The organism is Microcoleus sp. BM001215392 (assembly GCF_036700185.1).
GTDB lineage: Bacteria > Cyanobacteriota > Cyanobacteriia > Cyanobacteriales > Microcoleaceae > Microcoleus.
The window spans coordinates 1-24,082 of sequence record NZ_JAUBOJ010000062.1 but is presented as its reverse complement, the minus strand read 5'-3'; the positions used below and the strand labels follow the sequence as shown (position 1 = coordinate 24,082).

General features: G+C 45.6%; 25 protein-coding genes. 15 read left to right on the top strand and 10 right to left on the bottom strand.

What is annotated here, in order from left to right:
* The first annotated feature begins 284 nt into the window (after positions 1 to 284).
* Together QT974_RS09950 and ppk1 are read left to right on the top strand one after the other, a co-directional pair.
* Positions 285 to 506: a hypothetical protein gene (locus QT974_RS09950; RefSeq protein ID WP_333468339.1), complete on the top strand. Its 222-nt coding sequence runs from the start codon at positions 285 to 287 to the stop codon at positions 504 to 506.
* Between the two features lie 169 nt (positions 507 to 675).
* On the top strand, positions 676 to 2,859 hold the full coding sequence (gene ppk1, locus QT974_RS09945) for a polyphosphate kinase 1 (protein WP_333468341.1): 2,184 nt from the start codon (positions 676 to 678) through the stop codon (positions 2,857 to 2,859).
* Positions 2,860 to 3,146: 287 nt separating this feature from the next.
* Here the strand turns inward: ppk1 and QT974_RS09940 are convergent, their stop codons facing one another.
* Entirely contained in the window at positions 3,147 to 3,317 is a 171-nt protein-coding gene (locus QT974_RS09940) for a hypothetical protein (protein WP_333468338.1), read from the bottom strand.
* A gap of 186 nt (positions 3,318 to 3,503) precedes the next feature.
* Positions 3,504 to 3,764: a hypothetical protein gene (locus QT974_RS09935; RefSeq protein ID WP_333468337.1), complete on the bottom strand. Its 261-nt coding sequence runs from the start codon at positions 3,762 to 3,764 to the stop codon at positions 3,504 to 3,506.
* A 9-nt stretch (positions 3,765 to 3,773) separates the two neighbouring features.
* Between QT974_RS09935 and QT974_RS09930 the strand changes: the two genes are divergently transcribed.
* Together QT974_RS09930 and QT974_RS09925 are read left to right on the top strand one after the other, a co-directional pair.
* Positions 3,774 to 4,046: a hypothetical protein gene (locus tag QT974_RS09930; RefSeq protein WP_333468336.1), complete on the top strand. Its 273-nt coding sequence runs from the start codon at positions 3,774 to 3,776 to the stop codon at positions 4,044 to 4,046.
* Between the two features lie 36 nt (positions 4,047 to 4,082).
* Positions 4,083 to 4,634, top strand: a complete 552-nt coding sequence (locus QT974_RS09925) for a DUF2854 domain-containing protein (protein ID WP_333468335.1) — start codon at positions 4,083 to 4,085, stop codon at positions 4,632 to 4,634.
* A 230-nt stretch (positions 4,635 to 4,864) separates the two neighbouring features.
* Here the strand turns inward: QT974_RS09925 and QT974_RS09920 are convergent, their stop codons facing one another.
* The 3 genes from QT974_RS09920 to QT974_RS09910 all read right to left on the bottom strand — a co-directional run bounded on the left by QT974_RS09920 (position 4,865) and on the right by QT974_RS09910 (position 8,729).
* Positions 4,865 to 5,224, bottom strand: a complete 360-nt coding sequence (locus QT974_RS09920; RefSeq protein WP_333468334.1) for a DUF779 domain-containing protein — start codon at positions 5,222 to 5,224, stop codon at positions 4,865 to 4,867.
* Positions 5,225 to 5,367: 143 nt separating this feature from the next.
* The gene (exaC, locus tag QT974_RS09915) at positions 5,368 to 6,888 is read right to left on the bottom strand and encodes an acetaldehyde dehydrogenase ExaC (protein WP_333468333.1); all 1,521 of its coding nucleotides are present in this window, start codon (positions 6,886 to 6,888) and stop codon (positions 5,368 to 5,370) included.
* Positions 6,889 to 7,484: 596 nt separating this feature from the next.
* Positions 7,485 to 8,729: a hybrid sensor histidine kinase/response regulator gene (locus QT974_RS09910; protein WP_333468332.1), complete on the bottom strand. Its 1,245-nt coding sequence runs from the start codon at positions 8,727 to 8,729 to the stop codon at positions 7,485 to 7,487.
* Positions 8,730 to 9,160: 431 nt separating this feature from the next.
* Between QT974_RS09910 and QT974_RS09905 the strand changes: the two genes are divergently transcribed.
* Both QT974_RS09905 and QT974_RS09900 read left to right on the top strand, forming a co-directional pair.
* Positions 9,161 to 11,872, top strand: coding sequence for an endonuclease MutS2 (locus tag QT974_RS09905; RefSeq protein WP_333468340.1), 2,712 nt, complete (start codon positions 9,161 to 9,163; stop codon positions 11,870 to 11,872).
* Positions 11,873 to 12,131: 259 nt separating this feature from the next.
* Positions 12,132 to 13,073 carry a DNA-methyltransferase gene (locus QT974_RS09900; protein WP_333468331.1) on the top strand — a complete coding sequence of 314 codons (942 nt, stop codon included), beginning with the start codon at positions 12,132 to 12,134 and terminating at the stop codon, positions 13,071 to 13,073.
* Here the strand turns inward: QT974_RS09900 and QT974_RS09895 are convergent.
* Positions 13,036 to 13,587, bottom strand: a complete 552-nt coding sequence (locus QT974_RS09895) for a hypothetical protein (RefSeq protein ID WP_333468330.1) — start codon at positions 13,585 to 13,587, stop codon at positions 13,036 to 13,038. The genes QT974_RS09900 and QT974_RS09895 overlap by 38 nt on opposite strands.
* On the bottom strand, positions 13,577 to 13,789 hold the full coding sequence (locus QT974_RS09890) for a helix-turn-helix domain-containing protein (RefSeq protein ID WP_096828795.1): 213 nt from the start codon (positions 13,787 to 13,789) through the stop codon (positions 13,577 to 13,579). The genes QT974_RS09895 and QT974_RS09890 overlap by 11 nt, the downstream gene beginning before the upstream one ends.
* Before the next feature lie 133 nt (positions 13,790 to 13,922).
* On the opposite strand from QT974_RS09890, the gene QT974_RS09885 reads away from it, so the two are divergent.
* The 4 genes from QT974_RS09885 to QT974_RS09870 all read left to right on the top strand — a co-directional run bounded on the left by QT974_RS09885 (position 13,923) and on the right by QT974_RS09870 (position 17,182).
* Positions 13,923 to 14,183 carry a hypothetical protein gene (locus QT974_RS09885; RefSeq protein ID WP_333468329.1) on the top strand — a complete coding sequence of 87 codons (261 nt, stop codon included), beginning with the start codon at positions 13,923 to 13,925 and terminating at the stop codon, positions 14,181 to 14,183.
* Positions 14,168 to 14,773, top strand: coding sequence for a DUF3038 domain-containing protein (locus QT974_RS09880; RefSeq protein WP_333468328.1), 606 nt, complete (start codon positions 14,168 to 14,170; stop codon positions 14,771 to 14,773). The genes QT974_RS09885 and QT974_RS09880 overlap by 16 nt, the downstream gene beginning before the upstream one ends.
* Positions 14,774 to 15,020: 247 nt before the next feature.
* Positions 15,021 to 16,625: a DUF4335 domain-containing protein gene (locus QT974_RS09875; RefSeq protein WP_333468327.1), complete on the top strand. Its 1,605-nt coding sequence runs from the start codon at positions 15,021 to 15,023 to the stop codon at positions 16,623 to 16,625.
* Positions 16,626 to 16,672: 47 nt separating this feature from the next.
* The gene (locus QT974_RS09870) at positions 16,673 to 17,182 is read left to right on the top strand and encodes a tetratricopeptide repeat protein (protein WP_333468326.1); all 510 of its coding nucleotides are present in this window, start codon (positions 16,673 to 16,675) and stop codon (positions 17,180 to 17,182) included.
* Positions 17,183 to 17,378: 196 nt separating this feature from the next.
* On the opposite strand, the gene QT974_RS09865 is transcribed toward QT974_RS09870, so the two are convergent.
* The 3 genes from QT974_RS09865 to QT974_RS09855 form a co-directional block, all read right to left on the bottom strand.
* Positions 17,379 to 17,777 (bottom strand): VanZ family protein, encoded by a 399-nt coding sequence (locus QT974_RS09865; RefSeq protein WP_333468325.1) that lies wholly within the window; start codon positions 17,775 to 17,777, stop codon positions 17,379 to 17,381.
* A 350-nt stretch (positions 17,778 to 18,127) separates the two neighbouring features.
* Positions 18,128 to 18,688: a nucleoside hydrolase gene (locus QT974_RS09860; RefSeq protein ID WP_333468324.1), complete on the bottom strand. Its 561-nt coding sequence runs from the start codon at positions 18,686 to 18,688 to the stop codon at positions 18,128 to 18,130.
* Positions 18,663 to 18,827 carry a hypothetical protein gene (locus QT974_RS09855; protein WP_333468323.1) on the bottom strand — a complete coding sequence of 55 codons (165 nt, stop codon included), beginning with the start codon at positions 18,825 to 18,827 and terminating at the stop codon, positions 18,663 to 18,665. Before QT974_RS09855 ends, QT974_RS09860 begins: the two co-directional genes overlap by 26 nt.
* Positions 18,828 to 18,950: 123 nt before the next feature.
* Between QT974_RS09855 and QT974_RS09850 the strand changes: the two genes are divergently transcribed.
* The 5 genes from QT974_RS09850 to QT974_RS09830 form a co-directional block, all read left to right on the top strand.
* Positions 18,951 to 20,927 carry a S9 family peptidase gene (locus tag QT974_RS09850; protein WP_333468322.1) on the top strand — a complete coding sequence of 659 codons (1,977 nt, stop codon included), beginning with the start codon at positions 18,951 to 18,953 and terminating at the stop codon, positions 20,925 to 20,927.
* 239 nt (positions 20,928 to 21,166) lie between these two features.
* Positions 21,167 to 21,385, top strand: a complete 219-nt coding sequence (locus tag QT974_RS09845) for a hypothetical protein (RefSeq protein WP_333468321.1) — start codon at positions 21,167 to 21,169, stop codon at positions 21,383 to 21,385.
* Between the two features lie 629 nt (positions 21,386 to 22,014).
* A complete protein-coding gene (locus QT974_RS09840; RefSeq protein WP_333468320.1) occupies positions 22,015 to 22,188 on the top strand; it encodes a hypothetical protein in 174 nt (57 codons plus the stop codon).
* Between the two features lie 234 nt (positions 22,189 to 22,422).
* Positions 22,423 to 22,677, top strand: a complete 255-nt coding sequence (locus tag QT974_RS09835; protein ID WP_333468319.1) for a type II restriction endonuclease — start codon at positions 22,423 to 22,425, stop codon at positions 22,675 to 22,677.
* The coding region (locus QT974_RS09830) for a class I SAM-dependent methyltransferase (protein WP_333468318.1) at positions 22,674 to 24,082 on the top strand (1,409 nt) is incomplete at its 3' end. The genes QT974_RS09835 and QT974_RS09830, both read left to right, overlap by 4 nt.

Genomic DNA, 24,082 nt, shown 5'->3' with positions numbered 1-24,082 from the left:
AAGTAAGTAGGCGCTAATCAAACAAAGTATGTTAAGTAATTTGACAATTACGCTCGCTTTTTTCGTAGTGAGGGATGGAACCCTTTTTTATAGGAAAGGAGCCGATACCTACAAACCTTGAATTATTTACACCGACTTACTTACAGTCAGCGCCGCTAAAATTGAGATAAGCGCCGAAAATCCAATTTTTGGCATTTTCATAAATTTTGACAAGCCTCTCGTTTGAACACCCGCTTGACGCAGCGAGATATTGCTAATGCCTGATTAAACTTAAATCCCACTTCATGAGAATTATTGGTCTCGATCTTCCTACCGTTATCTACAGCAATACCTTCGCAGCCGGAAACGATATAATTAACCAGTGCATCTATAAATTAGGACAAAACTCAATGACTAACTCAACTCCAGAAACTCCCCAACCAGACAAAAAAGAATTAGTTGAGATCGCACCTAAACCTCAAGAACAGCAAGAAGAACCGCCAAACAAGGGTGACGGACGCAAATAAATATAGTCCCGTAGGGTTAGGTGCTGTTGATTCCCTGGCTCGATCGGGTGAGAGTCTGTCTGGCGTGCGACGATTTCGATCGCCCGCCCCTGCGCCACTACCGCAATACTGCTGCGATACTAATAATGGTACAGATGCAATCGAGCCTCCCGGCAAGACTCCCCAAACCATGTCCAAGCAAAAAAAGACCCCAGCCAAAACCTACACCGAAATCAATCTCAGCGACCCGCAATACTACTTCAACCGAGAACAAAGCTGGCTGGAATTCAACAACCGCGTGCTCCACGAAGCCCTAGACCCCCGCACGCCCCTGCTAGAAAGACTCAAATTCCTCGCTATTTTTAGCTCTAACCTAGACGAATACTTCATGGTGCGAGTGGCGGCACTGAAACAGCAAGTAGAAGCTAAAGTCAGCAAATTGACCGCCGACGGCAGCACTCCCCAACAACAGCTAGATGCCATCAACAAGCGGCTTTTGCCGATGGTGACTCAGCAACACTCGTATTTTGAGCAAACTCTGCGGCCCAAATTAGCAGCAAGCGGCATCCACATTCTCGACTACATTGACCTCAATCAAGAACAACGAAATTACTTGCACCGTTACTTTAAAGAACAAGTATTTCCTGTGCTCACACCCCTAGCAGTTGACCCCAGTCATCCGTTCCCTTTTCTATCGAATCTCAGTCTTAATTTAGCAGTAGTTGTCAGAGACCCGGACACTCGTGAGGAACTATTTGCCCGCGTCAAAGTACCACAGGTTCTGCCCAGATTTTTGCCCTTACCGGCAGATTTGCAGTGGCAACAAAGGGGCAAAACTCCTGTGTGGACGGGAGTACCTCTCGAACAGGTAATCGCTCACAATTTAGAGGCTTTGTTTCCCGGGATGGATATTCAGGAATATCACCCGTTTCGGATTACTCGCAATTCCGATTTGACTGTGGAGGAAGATGAGGCTGATGATTTGCTGTTGGCGATCGAACAGGAACTCCGCAAACGCCGGTTTACAGGTTCTGCGGTGCGTCTGGAAATTCCAGCGATTATGCCGCCTGCACTGCGAGATATGTTGATAGATGAGTTGGATCTCGGCGAGCAGGATGTTTACGCTGTGGAGGGGCTGCTAGGCCTCAAGGATTTGATGTCTTTGATTGGGCTGCCGGTGCCGGAACTCAAAGATCCGGCTTGGGCTCCGGTGGTGCCGCCCCGCTTGCGGAATTCGGAACCGCCGAGGATCGTAGGTAAATCGATGTTGGATGTTGAGGAGGGTGAGGATATTTTCACGGCGATCCGCCAGGGCGATTTGATGCTGCACCATCCTTATCATTCGTTTGCGGCGACTGTCCAGCGGTTTATTACTGAGGCGGCGCACGATCGCTCGGTGTTAGCGATTAAGATGACTTTATACCGCACTTCTGGTGATTCGCCGATCGTCAGCGCCTTAATTCAAGCAGCGGAAAACGGCAAGCAAGTAGCTGTTTTGGTCGAGCTCAAAGCCCGGTTTGACGAAGAAAATAACATTAATTGGGCGCGCAAGTTAGAACAAGCAGGAGTCCACGTCGTTTACGGTTTGGTGGGATTGAAAACGCACACTAAGGTGGTGATGGTAGTCCGCCGCGAGGATGGCTGCATTCGCCGCTACGTTCACATCGGCACGGGGAATTACAACCCTAAAACGGCTGGAATATATACGGATGTGGGTTTGTTGAGTTGTCGCGAGGATTTGGGTTCAGATTTGACGGACTTGTTTAATTATTTAACTGGTTATTCGCGACAGACAACTTATCGTAAATTGTTGGTGGCGCCGGTCAATATGCGCGATCGATTTTTAGCTTTAATCCGCCGCGAGGCCGAATTCTGCCGCTTACAAACCGAAGCCAGAACTGGTAGCTGCGGCCGGATTGTCGCTAAAATGAATGCTTTAGTTGACCCTCAAATTATTGTTGCTTTGTACGAAGCTTCGCAAGCGGGTGTTAAGATTGATTTGATTATTCGGGGGATTTGCTGTTTGCGTCCCGGGGTTGAGGGTGTGAGCGAAAATATTAGAGTTATCAGTATTATCGGCCGCTTTTTAGAGCATTCGCGGATGTTTTATTTTTTCAACGGTGGTGAGGAAGAGGTGTATATTGGTTCTGCTGACTGGATGCAGCGCAATCTTAGCAGACGGGTTGAGGCGATCGTCCAAGTCGAAGATCCGACTATAGTGATGGAGTTGCAAGAAATTTTGGGTGTGATGTTGGCGGACAACCGCCAAGCTTGGGATTTGCAGCCGGGTGGACACTATTCTCAGCGGCGCCCACCTGCTAATAACCCGGAGGTGAGCTGTCAGCAAATTTTGATGGATATGGCGATGAATTAGTCAGTTGACAGTTGACAGTTGACAGTTGACAGTTGACAGTTGACAGTTGACAAGTATGGTAGGATGCGCGCGCCGAGTTCAGAAACCGGGTTTCTTCGGAGATTTATGGTTACTCAATCCAAAACTCGTAGAAACCCGGTTTCTTACCCGCGCGCCGAGTTCAGAAACCGGGTTTCTTCGGAGATTTATGGTTGCTCAACCCAAAACTCGTAGAAACCCGGTTTTTTACCGTATTTAGTCAATAATTGACACGTCCGTTACAACAGTCAACTGTCAACTGTTAACCGTCAACTGTTAAAAGTGCGCTTAAATTCTTCTAACAAATCATCAATTTCCTCGATCGCCTGACTGACATCTATTCTCAGGGCTCCCAAGTCCGATCGATCTAACAGTCGTACGAGGGATGCCCGCTTGACTTCGATTTCTGCTACGCGCTCTTTGATTGTTTGTACATCCATTGTTTTTTGCCTTTGCTTGCTAGTATTAACAAAAATATTTGAGTTTCCCTCCTGCGCGCAGACAGGGATTTTTAATTCACCGACTTACCTTTGGACAGCCAATCCTTCACAGTTTTTATCTGGGAAGTGACGAGGGATACCAGTGGTTTTTGAGTCTGTGTTATAATTTGATTGTACATCAAAAGTTCAGCGCAGAAAAGGCGGACGTTTGGTATCAGCGGGTTTGTTTTTCATCATTTCCGATAAAAAGCGCTTCAGGGCTTTCTCGCGGTTTTTCATAAAAGCAGCCCAAAATCCCGGTTGATATTCATCCATTGTCTTAGCTAGGGCCCAGACATCGATCGCTAAGATATTATAAAGTCTTTCATCTTCGCGTTTGAGCGAGTTAATCTGTTCTAGAACAGACTTGTTGGCGACCGCAGTTTGTTTGTCTTCGTCTTTGATCATGTCCGAAAATTGGTTGAAAGGGCAAGAGGGTCGATCGCGATCGCCGCTCTGTATACTTGGATGATACTGCCGATCTCGATTGCCTTCTGGAACCAACGCCCCACAATTAACCAGGATCTCGATCGGTGGCGCCGCGCCAAGGGAAAGCGGGATAGTTTTTTGAAGCTAGAGACAAGATTGTGGATGCACAGATATCCCGCGCTCATCGATGCTAGCAGTTTTCGCGGGGATTTTGGCAAAAAAACTAAATTTTTTCCAGACTTCTTGCCTGATAATAATTAAAGTATATTGTCGATTCCAGCTACTTACCTCACTAATATGTTTCGTAAAATTTCTTTAGCAAGCCTAGCCTTAGTTGTGGGCGGTATTTTAGCAGCAGTCGGGTTTTACGCCTACTTCACCGACAAACCTACCCTCAACCTAGCAGGTTTTTTTTATGGAATTCCCCTGTTGTTGGGAGGATTGGCGCTCAAAGCAGCCGAACTCGAACCAGCGGAGTTCACTGAACCGACTTCTCCTGAAGTTATCCTCCTGCGAGAAAGTCAGGCCACTGATACTCAAAACCAAGTCCGCAAAGATGTCACCCGATTTCGCTACGGCCAACCCGCCCACTTAGATGACGCTTTGGAACGCTTGGGCCTAGCCCCGACAGACGAGGAACGCCCTCTCCTCAGGGGGTTGCGGGAAGTTGATGTTGAGGGCGCTTATGGGTTAATTCTAGATTTTTATTCGCCCCTGATGCCGATAGAAGCCTGGGAAGAAAAGCAACAAAAAATAGCTACTTTTTTTGGCCCCGGTTTGCGCGCAGAAGTTACTCCTAAGGCAGATGACAAAATTGAATTGGCTTTAATTAAAAATACTGAAGCTTAAACTGTTGGCGATCGCAAGCTGACTTCAGCCGGTTTATTTGTATAATATTATGTCCGCTCGATTTCTCCTAATAAAAATGGTTGGTGGTGAGAACTTGACTCGTCATAGTTGAGAGGACTGGAGTCCTGACTGCCAAATAATCTTATTAACGGTCTGGCGAGCGGATATGATATGTAACAACAGACAATTTTTGAGCGTGCCAATCATGAACCTCGCTTTTAAAAATCCTACTAAATTGCAGATTTTTCGCTTTCGGAAAACAAGCGAGAACGAGTAATAAAACGCTCTCCGTCGGGCCCTTCCAGAGAAAAATCGCTGCCTCCGGGCCCCGATACCACGTCTAGGATTAACTGCGTGTGCTGCCAATGTTGGTATTGCTGCGCAGCAATATAAAAGGGACAACTGCTTAGTTTTCCCAGCAACACATCGCCATCGCCAACTATCAATTCACCATTAGGATAGCACATGGGAGAACTACCATCGCAACACCCGCCGGATTGATGAAACATCAATTCTCCGTGCTGGGTTTTGAGGTAATCTATTAGTTTTAAGGCGGCTTCTGTGGCGGTGACTTTGGGAATTGTTGTCATAGGAGAAGTCCGAGGGAATAAGTCCGAGGGAAGAAGGAATTATTTATTTGCGATGATTGTAGGGTGCGTCAGGGCTGAATATTTTGACTGTAAACTCAAAATCTCTCCCCTGACACACCCTACTGTTGGTTAGTACCTACTGCTTAGAAGAAGCCTAAAGCTTTGGGGCTGTAGCTAACTAATAAGTTCTTAGTTTGCTGGTAGTGATCGAGCATCATTTTGTGGTTTTCGCGGCCGATACCGGATGATTTGTAGCCGCCGAAGGCTGCGTGGGCGGGATACAAATGATAGCAGTTTGTCCACACGCGGCCTGCTTGAATGGCGCGGCCCATGCGGTAGGCGGTGTTGATGTCGCGCGTCCAAACTCCGGCGCCTAAACCGTAGAGGGTATCGTTGGCAATTTCTAAGGCTTCGGCTTCGTCTTTAAATGTGGTGACTGCTAATACTGGGCCGAAGATTTCTTCTTGGAAAATTCGCATTTTGTTGTTTCCTTTGAAGACTGTCGGCTGGAAATAATAGCCGTCTTGTAAGTCGCCGGACATGATTTTTCTGTCGCCGCCAATCAGGCATTCTGCGCCTTCTTCACGCCCGATTTTGACGTATTCGGCGATTTTTTCCATCTGGTTGACGGAGACTTGGGCGCCGAGGGCGGTTGTTGGATCTAGGGGGTTGTCTTGTTTGATTTGGCGGATGCGATCGATCGCCCTTTCCATAAATCGATCGTAAATCGACTCTTGAATTAACGCCCGCGAGGGACAAGTGCAAACTTCGCCTTGGTTGAAAGCAAACATCACAAAGCCTTCGACTGCTTTATCCAAAAAATCGTCATCTTGGGCGCAGACATCCTCAAAGAAAATGTTGGGCGATTTTCCGCCTAATTCTAGGGTGACGGGGATGACGTTTTGGGAGGCGTATTGCATAATCAGCCGACCCGTGGTTGTCTCGCCGGTGAAGGCTACTTTGGCAATCCGGGGGCTGGTGGCGAGGGTTTTGCCGATTTCGGCGCCTGGCCCGTTGACGACGTTGATGACGCCATCCGGTACTAAATCGGCGATGATTTCCATCAATACTAGGATGGATGCGGGGGTTGGGCCTGCTGGTTTGAGGACAACGCAGTTTCCGGCGGCGAGGGCTGGGGCGAGTTTCCACGCAGCCATGAGGATCGGGAAGTTCCAGGGAATGATTTGTCCGATGACGCCTAGGGGTTCGTGGAAGTGGTAGGCGACTGTGGTTTCGTCGAGTTCGCCGATCGACCCTTCTTGGGCTCGGATACAGCTTGCGAAGTAGCGGAAATGGTCGATCGCCAGCGGGATGTCTGCGAGGCGGGTTTCGCGAATTGGTTTACCGTTGTCCCAGGTTTCGGCGATGGCGAGGCGATCGAGGTTTTCTTCCATGCGATCGGCAATCTTGTGCATCACCCGCGCCCTTTCTGCGGGGTTCGTCTTACCCCACTTGTCTTTCGCGGCGTGGGCGGCGTCTAGGGCCAATTCTACATCTTCCGCGCTCGATCGGGGAATTTGACAAATTGATTTTCCGGTAATTGGAGAAAGGTTTTCCGAGTATTTCCCCTTCACTGGTGCTACCCACGAACCGCCAATAAAGTTGTCGTAACGAGCTTGAAAAATCGACTGACTGCCGGATTGAACAGGTGCTGCTACTACCATTTTATTACCTGATTTAAACTTGTTTTTGCGGACTCTCGAAATCTGTTGATTATCAACTATCGTCTATTTTCGTGGGGTTGGCTAATTTCCTATACAAAATTTTACATTTTTTCAATATTTGAGATAAAAGTATTTTCTGGGTTTCCGGGTCAGGCGGGTGGTTAATCAGATTTTTTTTACTAACCGCAGAGAACGCAGAGGACGCAGAGGGAGAGAATAGAAAGAGAATTTTACTAATTATTTAAATCTGCTATTATATAAATATAAAATTGTACCGAATTTGTTGGGGGGAATTTACCAAAAATCTCAGGCTCAAACTAATATATTCCTAGACTAAACTCTCAACTTCAAATCAAGGTATATTGTTGCGCTATGACGCTCTTATAGATATAAAAAATAGTGAAGATAGCGCAACAATTGACGTAAAAATTAACCTCCATTTTTTCCTAGTTGAGTAATATCATGTCCTGTGGATTGACCGCAATAAGTAAGGAACGCACGTGCGTTCCATTTTTGTCATGGTAATTTGCCGGACATGATATAAGTCTTCCAACAGTCTCAAGAACCTGCCTCCACCCAAATATCAATACTATTAATTAACTGTGCCTGAGCGGAATTTCTATCCGAAACTTAGTGCCTTTACCCGGTTCCGAAAAATACTTGAACTCTCCTTTATGCTGATCTACAATTATCCGATAGCTGGCAGCTAGTCCCGAAGGACTGCTGCGTTCGGCAGGTTTGTCCGTCAAAAATGAATCGGGAAATAGAGCTGTGATATCTTCGCTGCTTGCTAGATCGTTATCAGCAATCTCAATAGCAATTCGCTGAGGATCGACTACCTGAGTGGTAATCAAAATTACAGGTCTAAATTTGATCGATTCCGACTCATTCAACTGCTGACTAGACTCTTCCAAAGAATCGATCGCGTGATTTATAATATTCAGAAAAGCTTGATTGAGCTGACCAGCGTAACACTCAACTTGCGGTAAGTTTCCGTATTCCTTCATCACCTTGATATCCCGCCGCCCCTCGCGGGCAGGCAAGCGGTGCTGCAACAACAACAGAGTGTTTTCTAAACCGTCGGAAATATCGAATAGCTGCCAGCCCGATCGATCGCTGCGGGAAAAATCCTGTACCGACAAGATTATTTGCCGGATGCGATCGCTCCCGGTGCGCATGGAACTCACAATTTTCAACAAATCGTCAAGTACGAATTCTACATCCATATCTTGCTGTTTTTGTATAATTTCCGCTCCGGGATTGACGAACTGCTTTTGATACAATCGCAGCAGTTCAATTAAATCGGTAGCGTAACTTTGGACGTGAGTGAGATTGCTGTAAATAAAAGTAATTGGGTTGTTAATTTCGTGGGCAATACCAGACACCAATTCCCCCAAATTAGACATCTTTTCATTTTCCAGAATTCCATCGCGCGACAGTTGCAATTTTTGCTGGGCAAAAGCAAGCTCTACCCTCAACTCGCGCTCCCGCAAACCTGCGCGCACCCGCCACAAAAGTTCCTGCTTAACTATCGGTTTAAACAGAAAGTCGTCCACCAACGCGTCCAAGTCTTGAACTTCTGCAAGTTGCTCGGGTGTTGTCAGCAGCAAAAAATAAGCTGTACTCAATTCTCGTGAAGCTTTGACCTGCCCGCACACCTCCAACCAATTGATTTGAGGCGAAGTCCCGTCGCAAATGATCGCATCGGGACAAAACTCCCTCGCCAAATCAAAACCCTCCTGAGTCTCGGGAGCGACTTTTATCTGATGTCCCTCCCTTTCGAGTAACTCTTCCACGACTTCCAAAGTCGCAGCATCCGCGATCGTCAGAATCTTTGCCATAACACCGGCTCCACAACTTACTCTTTAGGATACAACCGCCAGAATTGCGCGGACATCTTTAAAATTACACAATAGTTCAATCCCAGCAAAAAACAGCAGATGCTAGCTCCCTCAAAGGCAAAAATAGCCCATACCATTTTATATTTTATATTTGAGATCAAAAAATTGGGAATGAATTACTGTATAATCTCTGGGAGCTTGCCCGCAGTTGCAGATTTTTTGGGCAATAGGTATCAGTAGAAGGTATAATTTTAGACTGGCGACGCAAAAATGTAAATTCTCACCTTCTATCATGTGTCAGAGCGAACCGAGATACTTTTTTTCCAGGCGCCCGGAAACAAAAAAAAACTTTAAAATGAATCAATAGTGCAGTCAAATTCACCTTCTCGGTCAAGCGCCTGGGAATGCCAATCACCAACACCACCTCAACTTTGATTCAATCCGAAACACTAGAACTATTAGAATGGCCGCGCCTGTGTCAGCACTTGGCTACCTTCGCTGCTACTAAACTCGGCGTCGCGGCCGCCCTCGACCTCCAAATTCCAGCAACTCAAGCTCAAACAGCCGAACTTCTCGCCCAAACTCAGGAAGCTTATCAGTTAGAAAGCCGCGCTGGCGGTGCTTTGAGTTTTGAAGGCATCCAAGACATCGGCTCGGCCCTGCAACGAGCCGAACTTCAAGGTTTGCTTGGGGGCGAAGAATTGCTGGCGATTGCTACAACCCTCGCCGGAGCAAGGCAATTGCGCCGGATCGTTGACTCTGCGCCCGATGTCCCTACGCTCAAAGAACTGGCATCGCAACTGCGGACTTATCCGGAAATTGAGCAAGAAATCCATCGCTGTATAGACGATCGCGCTCAAGTAGCCGATCGCGCCACTCCTAAATTAGGAGGAATTCGAGTACAAATGCGACAGTTGCGCGATCGCATTTATCAAATCTTGCAAGGAATTTTGCAGCGCCAATCCAACGCCGTCCAAGAACAGGTAATTACCCAAAGAAGCTCGCGCTTTGTGATTCCCGTCAAAGCTCCCCAAAAAGATGCTATACCGGGCATCGTGCACGACTCCTCCGCCAGCGGCGCGACACTGTACGTAGAACCCCACAACACAGTCAATCTTAACAACCAAATGCGGCAGTTGCTCCGGCAAGAACAAGCCGAAGAAGAAGCAGTCCGCCGCGCCCTGACGGCACAAGTAGCAGCAGTCAAGCCAGATTTAGACAGATTAGTTGTGGTAGTAACAACTTTAGATTTAGCTGCGGCTAAAGCCCGCTACGGTTATTGGCTCCAAGCAAACCCGCCGAAATTTATCGAATTGGGAGAGCCAGAATTAGCGCCAAAAAATACAGAAAAATTAGATGATGAAAATTCGGGCGATCGAAATTTAGATGAGGAACAAGCAGAAAACAGCCAAGTATTAATTCGCAATCTGCGATCGCCAATTACCCTCCGTCAATTGCGCCATCCTTTATTAGTTTGGCAGCAACAACACGAACAAGGCTTTGCAGTCGTACCGGTCGATTTAACGATCAGCCCCCAGATCCGCGTAGTCGCCATCACCGGCCCGAACACCGGCGGCAAAACCGTCACCCTCAAAACCTTGGGATTGGCTGCTTTAATGGCGAAAGCCGGAATGTTTGTCGCCGCCCGCGAACCCGTAGAATTGCCTTGGTTCGACAACATTCTGGCCGATATTGGCGACGAACAATCTTTGCAGCAAAGTTTGTCTACTTTCTCCGGCCACATCCGCCGCATCAGCCGTATTTTAGAAGTTTTAGCTAATAAATCGGAAAGGGAAGAGGAAGGCCAAGAAAATTCAAATCTCCCAATTACCAATACTTCGGCGGAGCTCAGTACAAGTTCCCCAAATCCCATACTTCGGCGGAGCACTTCAACGGAACTCACTACAAGCTCTGCACCAGTGCCCCATGCCCCATGCCCCATGCCCGATGCCCAATTCCCCATTCCCAAATCTTTAGTTTTGTTAGACGAAGTAGGAGCGGGGACAGACCCATCAGAAGGCAGTGCATTGGCGATCGCCCTATTGCAATATCTCGCCCAACATTCGCTGCTAACAGTCGCAACTACCCACTTTGGCGAACTCAAAGCCCTCAAATATCAAGACGCCCGCTTTGAAAATGCCTCAGTAGAATTTGACGACAATTCCATGCAGCCAACCTATCGCTTGCTGTGGGGAATTCCCGGACGTTCCAACGCCCTAACTATTGCCAAAAGACTCGGTTTGCTAGCATCCATAGTCGATGAAGCTCAAACCTATGTCGGGGGAGCATCTCAAGATGTCAATCAAGTGATTGCAGGACTCGAAGCCCAGCGCCGGAGACAGGAAACCAAAGCCAGAGAAGCAACTCAACTGCTGCACCAAACTGAAAAACTGCACAAAGAAGTTTCTCAAAAAGCAGCGGCTTTGCAAGAGCGGGAGCGAGAACTAAAAATAGCTCAGGAAGTGGCAGTAAATGAGGCAATAGGATCGGCAAAATCAGAAATTGCTCAAATTATTCGTCGCTTGCAGGCGGGCGATCAAACGGCTCAAAATGCCCAAATGGCAACAGAAACCTTAAATCAAATTTCCGAAAAACACCTGCCCTCTCGGAAGCAACCGGCGAAACCAAAACCGGGTTTTATGCCAAAAACGGGCGATCGCATCCGCATTCCCAGCCTGGGCCAAACCGCCGAAGTCCTCAGCGGCCCCGATGCTAACGAAGAGTTGAGCGTGCGGTTTGGGATTATGAAAATGACGGTCAAACTAACAGAAATTGAATCCCTCGACGGTCAAAAACCGGAAACTAAGGCTCAATTAGCCAAGGTTGCAGCTCAAGCCGCTACCGCCAAAGCTAAACAAGCAGCGTCGGAACCAGCAAAACCCAATCCCGAAATTGCCATCCGGACTGCTAATAATTCGATCGACCTTCGGGGCGCCAGAGTCTCCGATGCCGAAATCGAAATCGACAGAGCTCTTTCCAAAGCCGTGGAATACGGCGCGCTGTGGATAATTCACGGCAAAGGTACGGGACAGTTGCGGCGCGGGGTTCACGAGTTCTTGGACACTCACCCGCAGGTTTCTCGCTACGAGCTCGCCAGTCAAAAAGAAGGAGGTGGAGGTGTGACGTTGGTTTATTTGAAATAGTCAGGATTTACGCATTTCCGGTTGACTCGTAATTGTATAGTTGTATGCAGCAAAACAAGTCGCAAGGAACATATAATTTAGACTGCCTATAGTGAGTATAAATGAGTTGTGCAAAAACAATTTTAAACGAACCACGAAGACGCAAAGAACGCGAAGTTCGGAAAGAGAAGAGAGTTTCACGACTCATTTAGATTCACGATAATACTGCAAATGTGGCATAATTAAGAGTTGATTTCCCACTTTAGTAACTGCCTGACTCATGAAAAAAACTCCCTCAAATGAAGTTTTGGTTGGCGACTGTCGTGAAGTGATGAAAGCATTGCCAGAAAATTATATTTCTGCGTGTATCACTGACCCACCTTATAATTATGAATTTATTGGTCATAAATGGGATGACTCAGAAATTCAAAGGCGTATTGAAAAAGTCAATGGCAAAGAAAATAAAACCCTTGTTAAGAACATTCCCTATGGGAGTGGTTTAGCAGGTGGAGTCAGAAACGAAAAATGGTATCAAAGGAATCGCAACAATACTCTGGATTATGAAAAGTGGTGCTTTGATTGGGGCGAGCAGCTTTTTCGGATCTGCAAACCGGGTGCGACAGTTTTAGTTTTTAACAGCACGCGAACTGTTGCTCACGTACAAGTAGCACTTGAAAATGCTGGATTCTATGCGAGAGATATGCTTGTTTATAAAAGATCGAGCGGTATCCCTAAAGGTGTCAATATCAAACAACAGTTCGAGAAGAAAGGATATAAAAATCCCGAAAAATGGGATGGTTGGCACAGTTGTCTGAGGAATGAATGGGAAGCAATCTGCGTACTTCAAAAACCACTGGTCAATAATTACTTGGAAACTCTACAGGAATATGGTACTGGTCTATTTTATACTAAAGATCGGTTTGGTGGTTTTCAGTCAAATATTTTAGAAGGTATACAGCGTGAGAAAACCGAAGAATTTAACGTTCATTGCACAGTAAAACCGATCGCTCTCATGAGAAAACTGGTCGAAATATTTGTACCGCGTTTGGAAAATTCTATTCTAATCGATCCTTTCGCAGGATCGGGAACTACATTACTGGCGGCGCAAGAATTTGGGATTAAGTATGTTGGCATTGAAATAGTACCTGACTACATAGAGATTATCAACAAGCGCCTTGATAGTTTCAGCGGTGTACAGGGAATTCTCCCACTCTTTCAATAAGAAATGACTCTAAATCAAACCCACTTATTGTTTGTATGAATTCAAAGGAAGCATCGCCAGTGTAAACTCTCCAAGTCCCTACTTGGCACGCTGTAATAGCTGCTGGCAAATTATCTTGTCTAAGTATTAAAAATACTGGCTCGTAATTATAAGTACGAAGTAGTGGGCCATAGGATTTGAATTTTTTCAGTGTTCCCGAATCTCCTGAGCCAATACGATATTTTGTATCTATCGCATACCCATCAACAATCAGATCGCATGGCTCATCGCTTCCCACTTTAAATGCTGGCTGAAAACTACTGCAATATGCTTTGCACGTTTCAGTAACTAACAATTGCCAACACATACCTAGCTCACGTCCCCAATATTGCTTATTTTCTTTTTTTATTATGGGCGATATACCAAACACATCCATTAAAATATCGTGTTCTTCATTGTCTTCTGCATAAACTTTCTCGGTAAATGAATTTTGGTATCTTGCTAAAATTTGCTTTCTTTTTCTTTCAGTCATCATCAGTTACCAGTTCAGCTAAACTAACGGATAATGCCTTGGCTATTTTGTTGGCATTAAGCAGCGTTATATTCCTTTCTCCTCTTTCAACTGAGCCAATATAAGTGCGATGTAATTCAGATAGTTCTGCAAGCTGATCTTGGGAAAGATTTCTGAGCTTTCTGAAATGTCTAACTTTTTTACCAAATTGCTCCGTAATATCCATAGATTGCGCCAGATTAAGCAACGACAACTATAATCTGACAGACTATAAGTATCGACAGACTATGAGTAGCATTAGACAGAGCTACTCTCGATCGTTGGATTTATACAAGTCTCGGTAGTTTCAAAGCACTGATTTGATTTCGGTCACTCTGCGGCGTAGGATAGTTGGGGGTGAAAATTTTGGGGTTTTGCTGCTGGCGATCGAACTTGCAACCGCAACTTTCAACTCGCAAATCCGTCCAGCACTTAGGATTGCCGGAATCAAAGCAACGAGTTATGGAGAAAAATTAACAGATATGCTTTTGTCCGATCGTAAAGCGAAAGCAGTGCATACTGTCGATATCCTGCCTCAACCTGTCTTATTTCCCATGCTGAAGCCATGCGCTCGACTGTAAAGCCCTCCGCTCCCACAAATGAAACGGGCCCATCTCCCAACTGGGAAGAATTGACCCAAAAAGCACCAGAACCTACCCAGTTGGACAACATTAAAGCCCAACTGGATTTAGTGCTGTTAGCCCTAGAAGCGCTGGCAGAAATTGGCTCAGAGGCGATGCTCAAGGTAGCAGCCGAACTGAATTTAGAGCCAATGGTAGCCGATCGCGTGGCTTTGTGGCGGCTGCGACAGTCGAACCCGCTGCGCAAAGGCCAGGGAGGACGGAAAAAACTGGATGTGGAGGAAGCTCGATCGCTCGTTTTGATAAGCTGTAATTTGGCTTCACAGCATCAAGCTTTAATCCGCCGCGCCGTGGCCTTGCTCGAACAAATGGCTGAGCAAAACCGCGAACCTCACACAGTCGCTTTGTTGGGAGACTATATTGATAGGTTCAGCAACACTTATGCCGATCGCATGGAAGATGCAGAAAGCTTATCGGCAAAAGAACTAACTAATTTGGCCCTGAAACTCCTGATCGATTTGCTTTTTTACAGCAGTCCCGGCGGCCACCGGCGCCTCTGGCTGGCTCTGCTAGACCGTGCTAAGAATTAAGTTAGGCCATAATGGGAACTAAATTAAATTGAAAAATATCAGGAATAGGCCGGAAAGCCTGTTGCACCAAAAAATTTATTTATTGTGGAACAAGCCGGAAAGCCTGTTGCTAAAAAAAGCTTGTTAAGAAGGCTGCCAAATATTAGATAAAACATAGTTATTCCCTCTTCCTGATGACAACTAACAACTAACAACTAACAACTAACAACTAACAATTAACAACTAACAACTAACAACTGACTTCATTATGGTTCTCAAACGGTACACGCCCCCTACTTGCACGCTGGAAATTACAGCCAAAAGTTCGCCTCTATCTCGCTGGGCGGGCCAACCCGTGTTTAAATCTTTAAATTTCGAGTTGCGGCTGGACGACCCCAGACTACCAGATACTCAACACGTTACACTTAGAGGCGATCGGCATCAACTAGAAACCCTCCACGAAGCAGTCAGCAACTACGTCCAAAACTTGCTCGGCGCATCCGGTGATTGGGAAAGCAATATCGAGCCGGAAATTAACCGTACTGTTGGCTCCGACTTGCCAGAAGTCCCCTGTAATGCGGTTACAGTCGATCGACCCCCCAACAAATCCGAACTAGCCACCGCAGCCCCAAACACTCCCTACCTTCCGGTTCCCCCCCGCCTAGAACCCCGCGGCTTGCTCGCCCACAACTTGTTTTTAGGCTCGCTGAGCGCCGCCGAATCCGGCCCGACGGTACACTTGAGCACTCTGCAACTGTTTGACTTGGCCACAGCACTAGATGACTGCGCCGCCGAAGTCGTAGCTCTCCCGAACCTCAACCGCGATCGCGCACGGGCGAAAGCAATACCGTGGCTGAATATCGCAGCAATGCTAGTCGCCGGCGCAGGTTTGACGACAGGAATTGTCAAAATGCTCGATCGACCCAACACCTCCCCAACAACCGCCTCAGCCCCCACCACAGCCCCCACCAACCCACAATTTACCCCCGCACCAGGACAGCCCCAAATAATTGCCGGCGCCACCCCCACTCCAATTCCCACCCCCAGCACATCCCCCACAGCATCCCCAACAGCCGCAGCCACACCAGGCTTGCCCCCCCTACCGCCCCCGCCCATCAACACCGTCGCAGCCTCCCCCAGCCCCAGCTTGCCCCCAATCGCCGCGGCCCCAAGCCCAACCACCAACAAACCCAGCCCCATCCAGCAGCCCGCCCTGCTATTTCCCCCCAACAGCAGCGCCGGAGCATCACAGAGCGCCCCAGCCCTCCCCCAAGGGCAAATCATCACAATTCCCGATCCAGCTCCGGGCTCGCCGCCAATTGCCGCCCCCCAAGCACCCGCAGCAGCACCCTACATCCTGCCCCCCATACCGCCGAGACTAGGGCCCGCCGTACCGCCCCCCCTGCCGCCCTCCTTATCAGCTTCCCGGCTTCCCATTCCCCCACAGCAACCCTTCCCCCCCCTCCCCCAACCAAATTTCCCCCCCGCCACCACCGAACTCCCGCCCCTTGAGGACGCTCAATCGCAAACCGACTCCCCAGACAGCAACCAAGCAGCAGCCAGCAAAAAAAACCGCACTTTATTTGATACAATTCCTCAGGTTTCCGAAGCTAGAACCTACTTTGAGGAACGCTGGAAGCCGCCAGAAGGAATGGAACAAACCTTGGAATACAGCGTGCAGATCGATGAAAACGGGTCAATTCAAACAATTGTACCCATGGGCAAAGCAGCCGCCGATTATATCGATCGCACTAATATGCCATTAGTCGGCGAACCATTTGTTTCTGCCGTTACTCATGGAAAAAACCCGAAAATTCGAGTTGTATTGAGACCAAACGGTCGAGTTCAAACCTTTTTGGAAGAGAGTAATTGAACGCTCTAAAACAAATTGTTCAAATGAAAAATTCAGGTTAAATACTAATGCTAAATCAATTGACAAAAAATCTCTTTTTAACTGCCGCAGCCTCCAGCCTGTTGACAGTAGCTCCAGTTTCTGCTGCCAGTAATTCTTTATCGGTAAAACCAGCCGAGTCACCAGCCAACAATAGTTTAGTTCAAAATACCGGAGCCAACGAATATTTCCAGCAAGGCTTCAATTTGGCAGTACAAGACGATAAGACAGGTGCAGAAACGGCTTTTCGCAGAGCAATTCAAATAGATCCAAATTTTGCCGAAGCTTACGCCAACTTGGGCAGCCTACTAGCCAATCAAAACAAACTAGCAGACGCAATTTCCAATCTTCAAACTGCAATCCGTCTCAAACCCAACAGCCCAGAATTTCATTATATGTTCGGGCAAGTCCTGTACGCACAAAATAAAATGTCAGAGGCCTTAGAATCGGTCAAAAAAGCCAGGGATTTATTCAGAAGCCAAGGCAAAAGTCAAGAAGCAAACTCACTCGAACAAGTGATAAGAAACATGACAAAATAACCGATGTGGGGTGCAAACCATCCAGCGCACCCTAATTTATAACTTCCCATAAAAATCGAATATTCCTGTACGCAATTTCCTCGCCCCCATCAACCAGTACCCCGAAGATTACCCTACAAATTCAACTTCTTATTTGCTTCTTCCTGATGACGTTGGACGTTCGATCGCTCTTAAGATCGCAAAACATGACTACTGACTATTGACTTCTGGATCGCTTCCCTTTTTTTCTATCCCAAACTTCTCCAATCCAATAAAAAACTAAAATCCCCGCAAAACTAGCGAAAAAATCTTCAATACTCGCAGTACGATTCGGTAAAATAGCTTGCAGTAGTTCCTCGCCAGCAGTGAAAATAGTAAAAAGTGCAGGCCCGAAAGGAATCGGATAATTAAACACGCTCATCATTTTTTTGCCAGTTGCTCGGTGGCACAAAAAAGACGCAATTCCGTACAAAACAAAGTGTCCTACTTTGTCATAAGGCGGTTGAGCCAGAGAAAAATTAACAAATTTCCCCATATCTGCTAAAAGCATGATACTGAGAATAATTAAAAAGTACACAACAGACGCAACTATCCAGAATCTATTTGATGATTTCATGTTGTTTTTTGCTATGCTAGTAACGATAACGCACAAACTAAGCTGTATGGCGCGTGGCCGGATAAATCCAGTGCATTCAATCCACAATCCAGGGAGCTGCGCACCCGACAAACCTGATTTTAACGCGCCCACTGTTGCAATATGTAATGGTAAAATTTTTCGGGATCTACTCTATCCATTGCTATAATTTTTCGTCCTCCTGTTTTAACTTTTGTGCGCCCCTGACTGACACCTTCAGTAACAATTTTAGTTTCCCATTATCGCAGTTGATAAAAATCTGGATGCGCTAAGTAAGCGGTTCCAAAATGTCCTAAAAGTAGTAATCTTCAGCTATGGCTAGGGCATAACATTTAACACTGTCCCGCTAAGTCGGAAATTGGATATTTGCGCTGTTTTGCTAGGCGATCGGAAAAATCGACACTCAGCGGTACGTTGTTGGTAATATCTAAAGGATAGATCGCAACTGGAATTTGTGTTTGCCAAACTCTATCGATGGCGATCGAATCCCAGCAAGCATTCCATTCTGCCAACATATCTTGTCCCGGTTCCATATCTTTGCTAACATTGCCTATAACATTGAGTGCGCCTCCCATCCACACAATTTCTTTGATTTTGCTTTCAATTTCTGGGGCAATATCTAAGGCTTGTGCCACTGTTGTTAGTGGCCCTGTTACCATTAATGTGACCTGTTCTGTTGCACCCGGCAAAACTCGCACCATAAAGTTTTGTCCGGGTTCTGATATTAACGGCGTGTCAATAGTGGCTTTTTCATTTAGAATGGGAAGTCGATCGCACGCCAAGGAATCTCGCCGAAACAACACCGGAAATGGGTTGAGTCCCCGCACCGTACACGCCGCCACCGGCACCTCTGAACGCCCGATCAAATCAAGGATTTTGCGCGTTGCGCTCACCGCAGGTTGAATTTAGCAGTCCGCCGGAGTCACAATTAGCCCCGCTAGTTTCCACTTCCTGCATTGTCATCAGCAAGACAACTGAGAGATAATCATCAACAGCACCGTCGCGATCCATTAGTACCAAAATTTTCGACATTCTGTTTCCCGGCTGACTGAATTAGTGTAAAGTACAAATATAAATTTATTTGTTCTAAAAACACCACTAATAGCCATTCCCAATTCCCAATTCCCATCTGTACCTAACTTAATAATTCCCATTATGAATGCACTATTACCTTACGGCTCTTGGAAATCTCCTATTACCTCAGATTTAATTGTTTCGGGAACTGTCGGACTCGGACAAATTGCGATCGACGGCGACGATATTTACTGGGTAGAAGGACGACCATCGGAAGCAGGACGAAGCGTTATCGTGCGGCGCACTCCCGACGGTAAAATAACTGATGTAACACCTGCACCTTTTAATGTTCGCACTCGCGTTCATGAATACGGCGGCAATGCTTTTGCCGTTGCTAGCGGTGTGATTTATTTTTCTAATTTTGGCGACAAACAGATTTATTGTCAAGCAGTAGATTCTCAACCAGAACATCTGACACCTGCGGCTAATTGTTGCTACGCAGATATGATTGTTGACCAGCAAAGAAATCGGTTGATTTGCGTGCGCGAAGATTATGCAGGTGAGGGCGAATGTGTCAATACAATTGTTAGCATTGATCTCAATAACGGCACAGATATTCAAATATTAACTCAAGGCAATGATTTTTATGCTTCGCCTCGTTTGAGTCCCGACGGTTCTCAACTTTCCTGGATTTGTTGGAACCATCCAAATATGCCGTGGGATGGTACAGAATTGTGGGTGGCAGAAATTAATGCTGAGGGTTCTTTGGGTGAAAAAAACTTAGTTGCTGGCGGAGTTGACGAGTCAATTTTTCAACCAGAATGGTCGCCAAATAAAGTTTTATATTTTGTTTCTGATAAGTCGAACTGGTGGAATTTTTACAGAACTCCCCTCAATCCCTCCGGGCTTCGGGGGGAAGCAAAGATAGAAACAAGCTCGCGGGAACAACCAGAAATCGAACCTGTCTGCGAAATGGCGGCTGAATTCGGTCTTCCTCAGTGGGTTTTTGGAATGTCCACCTACGCAATAATCTCGGAAACTCAAATTATTTGCACCTACACTCAGCAAGGTAAGTGGCATTTAGCGAGTATGGATTTAGCGACCAAGCAGTTGACAAATATTGACACACCTTACACAGATATCTCTTCGGTGAAAGCGCGGGGAGAAACAGTGGTTTTCCTGGCAGGTTCGCCGATCGCACCTACAGCTATTGTACAGCTAAATTTAGCCACAAATCAACGGGAAATCCTGCGAAAATCCAGCGATTTAAGCATTGATGCTGGTTATTTTTCCGTACCGCAACCGCTGGAATTTCCCACAGAAAACGGTTTAACCGCTTTCGGATTCTTCTACCCTCCCAAAAACCAAGACTTTGCTGCACCTGCGGGTGAAAAACCGCCGTTAGTTGTCAAAAGTCACGGCGGCCCCACTGCTGCTACTTCTAGCAGCATGAATTTGAAAATTCAATATTGGACGAGTCGCGGTTTTGCGGTGCTTGATGTCAACTACGGCGGTAGCACTGGTTACGGCCGAGAATACAGAAAAAGACTGCAAGATAGTTGGGGAATTGTTGATGTTGATGACTGCGCTAATGGTGCTAAATATTTAGCTCAAGAGGGTTTGGTAGACGGTGCAAGAATGGCGATCGCCGGAGGCAGTGCAGGGGGCTACACGACTCTATGCGCTCTGACTTTCCGCGATGTGTTTAAGGCCGGTGCGAGCTATTATGGAGTCAGCGATTTGGAGGCTTTGACAAATGATACCCACAAGTTTGAGTCGCGCTATCTGGATGGATTGATTGGGCCTTATCCCGATCGCAAAGATTTGTATGTAGCCCGATCGCCCATTCATTCCGCCGAACGTTTATCTTGTCCCGTTATCTTTTTTCAAGGATTAGAAGATAAAGTCGTGCCTCCGAATCAAGCAGAAATGATGGTAGAGATATTAAAGGCTAAAGGTTTGCCGGTTGCTTACATTGCTTATGAAGGGGAACAGCACGGTTTTCGCCGCGCTGAAAATATCAAAAGAACTCTCGACGGCGAATTCTATTTCTATTCCCGGGTGTTTGGGTTTGAGTTAGCTGAAGCGGTGGAAGCAGTACCGATTTACAATCTTTAGCAAAAAATATTAATTTTGCAGTTGCTAAGTCAGTACAAACAAAGCAACTGCATATTTGAGGCATAATTTGGCAATGTTGAATGTGATATCGTTCACAAACTTTGCTGTTTGCTGTCACAAATTTAGCTGTTGATTGTCACAGCTTTTAAGAGAATACACCGAGAGAATGTTAGAGTGCGATCGCTCTCTGTTGCCGCAAAAAAAGCGATCGCGCGATGTCGAATTGAGAGTGAATCTCTATGCAAACTCCTGTCAACCTGATTCCATCTGCTTTGGGCGAACTGTTTGCCGAAGTGAATCGTAGAGGCTGTATTACTTTAGCCGATCGCTACGGCTTGCTGGCCGCTATCTTTGACGACAGCTTGACGGAGGAAGACAAACGCTCGATCGATCGCCTCCTGCGCTCTGTGTGCCGCGGCAGAATAAAATTAGTTAACGAACTCTCTGCCATCAGATAACCATTAACTAGGCTGGCATCAAAAAACTTGCGCCGCAACCGCCCGCGAAGTTTTTTCATCAGATATCGATCGCGAATACAGCTTCACTTCATTCGCTCTCTTCAGACATATTCCTATATTTTTTTCGCACTCATCTAGTTACAGCACTTTCCGTGACTGAGCGGTGCAGTAATAGCATTGAGCAAAATAATTTCCGATTTGTTTACTTGAACCTAATTTCACTCCCAATTTTAAGAGTTTTGCCAGTATCTGTAAACATCGAGTAATTTTCGTATTTATTTTTTTCGCTTTATTAGTGCCTGTAGCCTCCTTTTACTGACTTGAAATCTTTCTGCTACTTTCCGAATAAAAGTCTTGCTTCCTTCTTAAATAGCAATGATATTTTGACGCATATCTAAAGATTACGGTTGACTTTTTTTGCTTTTTATCACCTCTACTATTGTCCATAATGGTTAACCAAATTGCTGTATACTAAATCTTCACCGTATAACTCCCGACACTTGGGAGTTATACTGAACAATACCGAACATGGTATAACTTAGGTTACTGATAGATAAATATTAAACCGCGCCGCAACCTACCAACATTCATTGAAAGTATATGTTCACCAATCCTAAAAGCATCCCTTTATGACGATTCTGACTGTAGAAATTCTTTGTTCTGAGGCAGCAATATTTTCAGCCGCCGAGTCTCAACATCCAGAACCTCTGCTTTACGGAGTCACAGACGGAAAGGCTATTGGGACATATTTAGAACAAAAGTTCAAATTGTATCTCAAATTGCGATATGAATTTTTAGAATGAAATTCAGCAAGCGGCATCGATTTTTCCGGGCTACTTGTGGATGTCAAGGTAACAAGCGTTAGACAACCCCAATCTTCATGCCCTTTTAAATCTGCAAGATAAAAGATTTTTGGGCTGGGATATGGATTGATTATCTTTGTTTATGAAAAGACAGATAACAGTACAAATCGAACTGCAACCCTGAATATTCTCCATACAATTTACGTAAGTGCCGAAAGAACAGCAGATTTTCAAATGACCCGTGGAATTCGCAATATTTTAGACAACGAAGGTAACAAAGATGATTTGCTAGCTTTTCTGCTTGACAGAAATCTACCAGTTGACGAAATTGAAGCCGATAAAATTGCCGAGGAAATCATGATAAATCCGCCACTACAGGGATTTTTGACTATTTCTAATGCGTTGCAATGGCGACTTCAGTATAGCAGAGCAATTGAACGTGCCGGACAACAAGACGGCGTGATGGCAGTTTACAGATTTAACTCATGATTTCCAATGCTCATAAACCAAAATTAGAATACGGAGATTTTCAAACACCCCCAGAATTAGCTGAGATGGTGTGTCGGAAATTGATAGAACTTAACGTTAACCCTAAAGTCATAATTGAGCCAACTTGCGGGATAGGTAATTTCATTGAAGCTGCTGCAAATTGGTTTCCATCCGCCAGTAAGATTATCGGAGTTGAAATAAATCAAAGTTACTTAACAGAATTCAGAGCAAAATATCAACAGGATGAGAGATGTCAAGTTAAGCACGGAGATTTTTTTGAGTTTGACTGGACATCATTAATCAACCAATTTAATCAGCGGGTGCTGGTACTAGGCAACTTTCCTTGGGTAACAAACTCACAACAAGGAACTATTGGCAGTGAAAACTTACCTAAAAAAAGTAATTTTCAAAAGTACGCTGGCTTAGATGCACTCACAGGTAAAAGTAATTTCGATATCTCAGAATGGATGCTGATTAAAGCGATTCACTGGTTGCAAAATCGTGACGCAACTCTGGCAATGCTTTGCAAGACTTCCGTTTCCAGAAAGTTATTGAACTACATTCATTCAACAAAACTTAATCTCGCTAGCTGTGCAACTTACAAAATAGATGCTAAAAAGTATTTTGATGCAAATGTTGATGCCTGTTTGTTAGTGTGCCAGTTTGACTCAAGCTCGCAGAACTATTTCTGTGATGTTTTTAGCAGTTTAGAAAGTTCAGAATTCCAGCGCATAGGATATCAAAATAATCTTCTGATTAAAGATATAGATTCTTTCAATATATTGAGTAATTTATATGCTGTAAAATCAGGGATAAAATGGCGATCTGGTGTCAAGCATGACTGCTCGAATGTAATGGAGTTTCGGAAAATTGATAATTTGTTTGTCAATGGATTTGGCGAAGCTGTCGAGCTTGAGGAAACTTATCTATTTCCGTTGCTGAAAGGCTCCGATGTCGCTCAAAATCGCATTAATGGGACAAACCGTTATATTTTGGTAACTCAAAAATTTATTGGCGAGTCAACGGAAACTATCAAACAGATAGCTCCTAAAACCTGGCGCTATCTGGAAGATAACGCAGAATATCTAAATAATCGCAAAAGCAAAATTTATCAGCACAATCCTCGCTTTTCTGTGTTTGGAGTTGGCGATTATAGCTTCAAACCTTGGAAGATTGCAATTTGCGGACTTTATAAAAAATTGGATTTCACACTTATCGGTGAAATGGCTAATAAATCTGTGATTTTTGATGATACTGTTTATTTTCTCAGCTTTGAAAATGAGGCAGTTGCACGTAAAACTTTTGAGCTTTTGAATTCACCTGCTGCAATTAGCTTTTATTCATCAATGGTATTTTGGGATGAAAAGCGCCCGATAAAATCCAGCATCTTAAATTGTCTCAATCT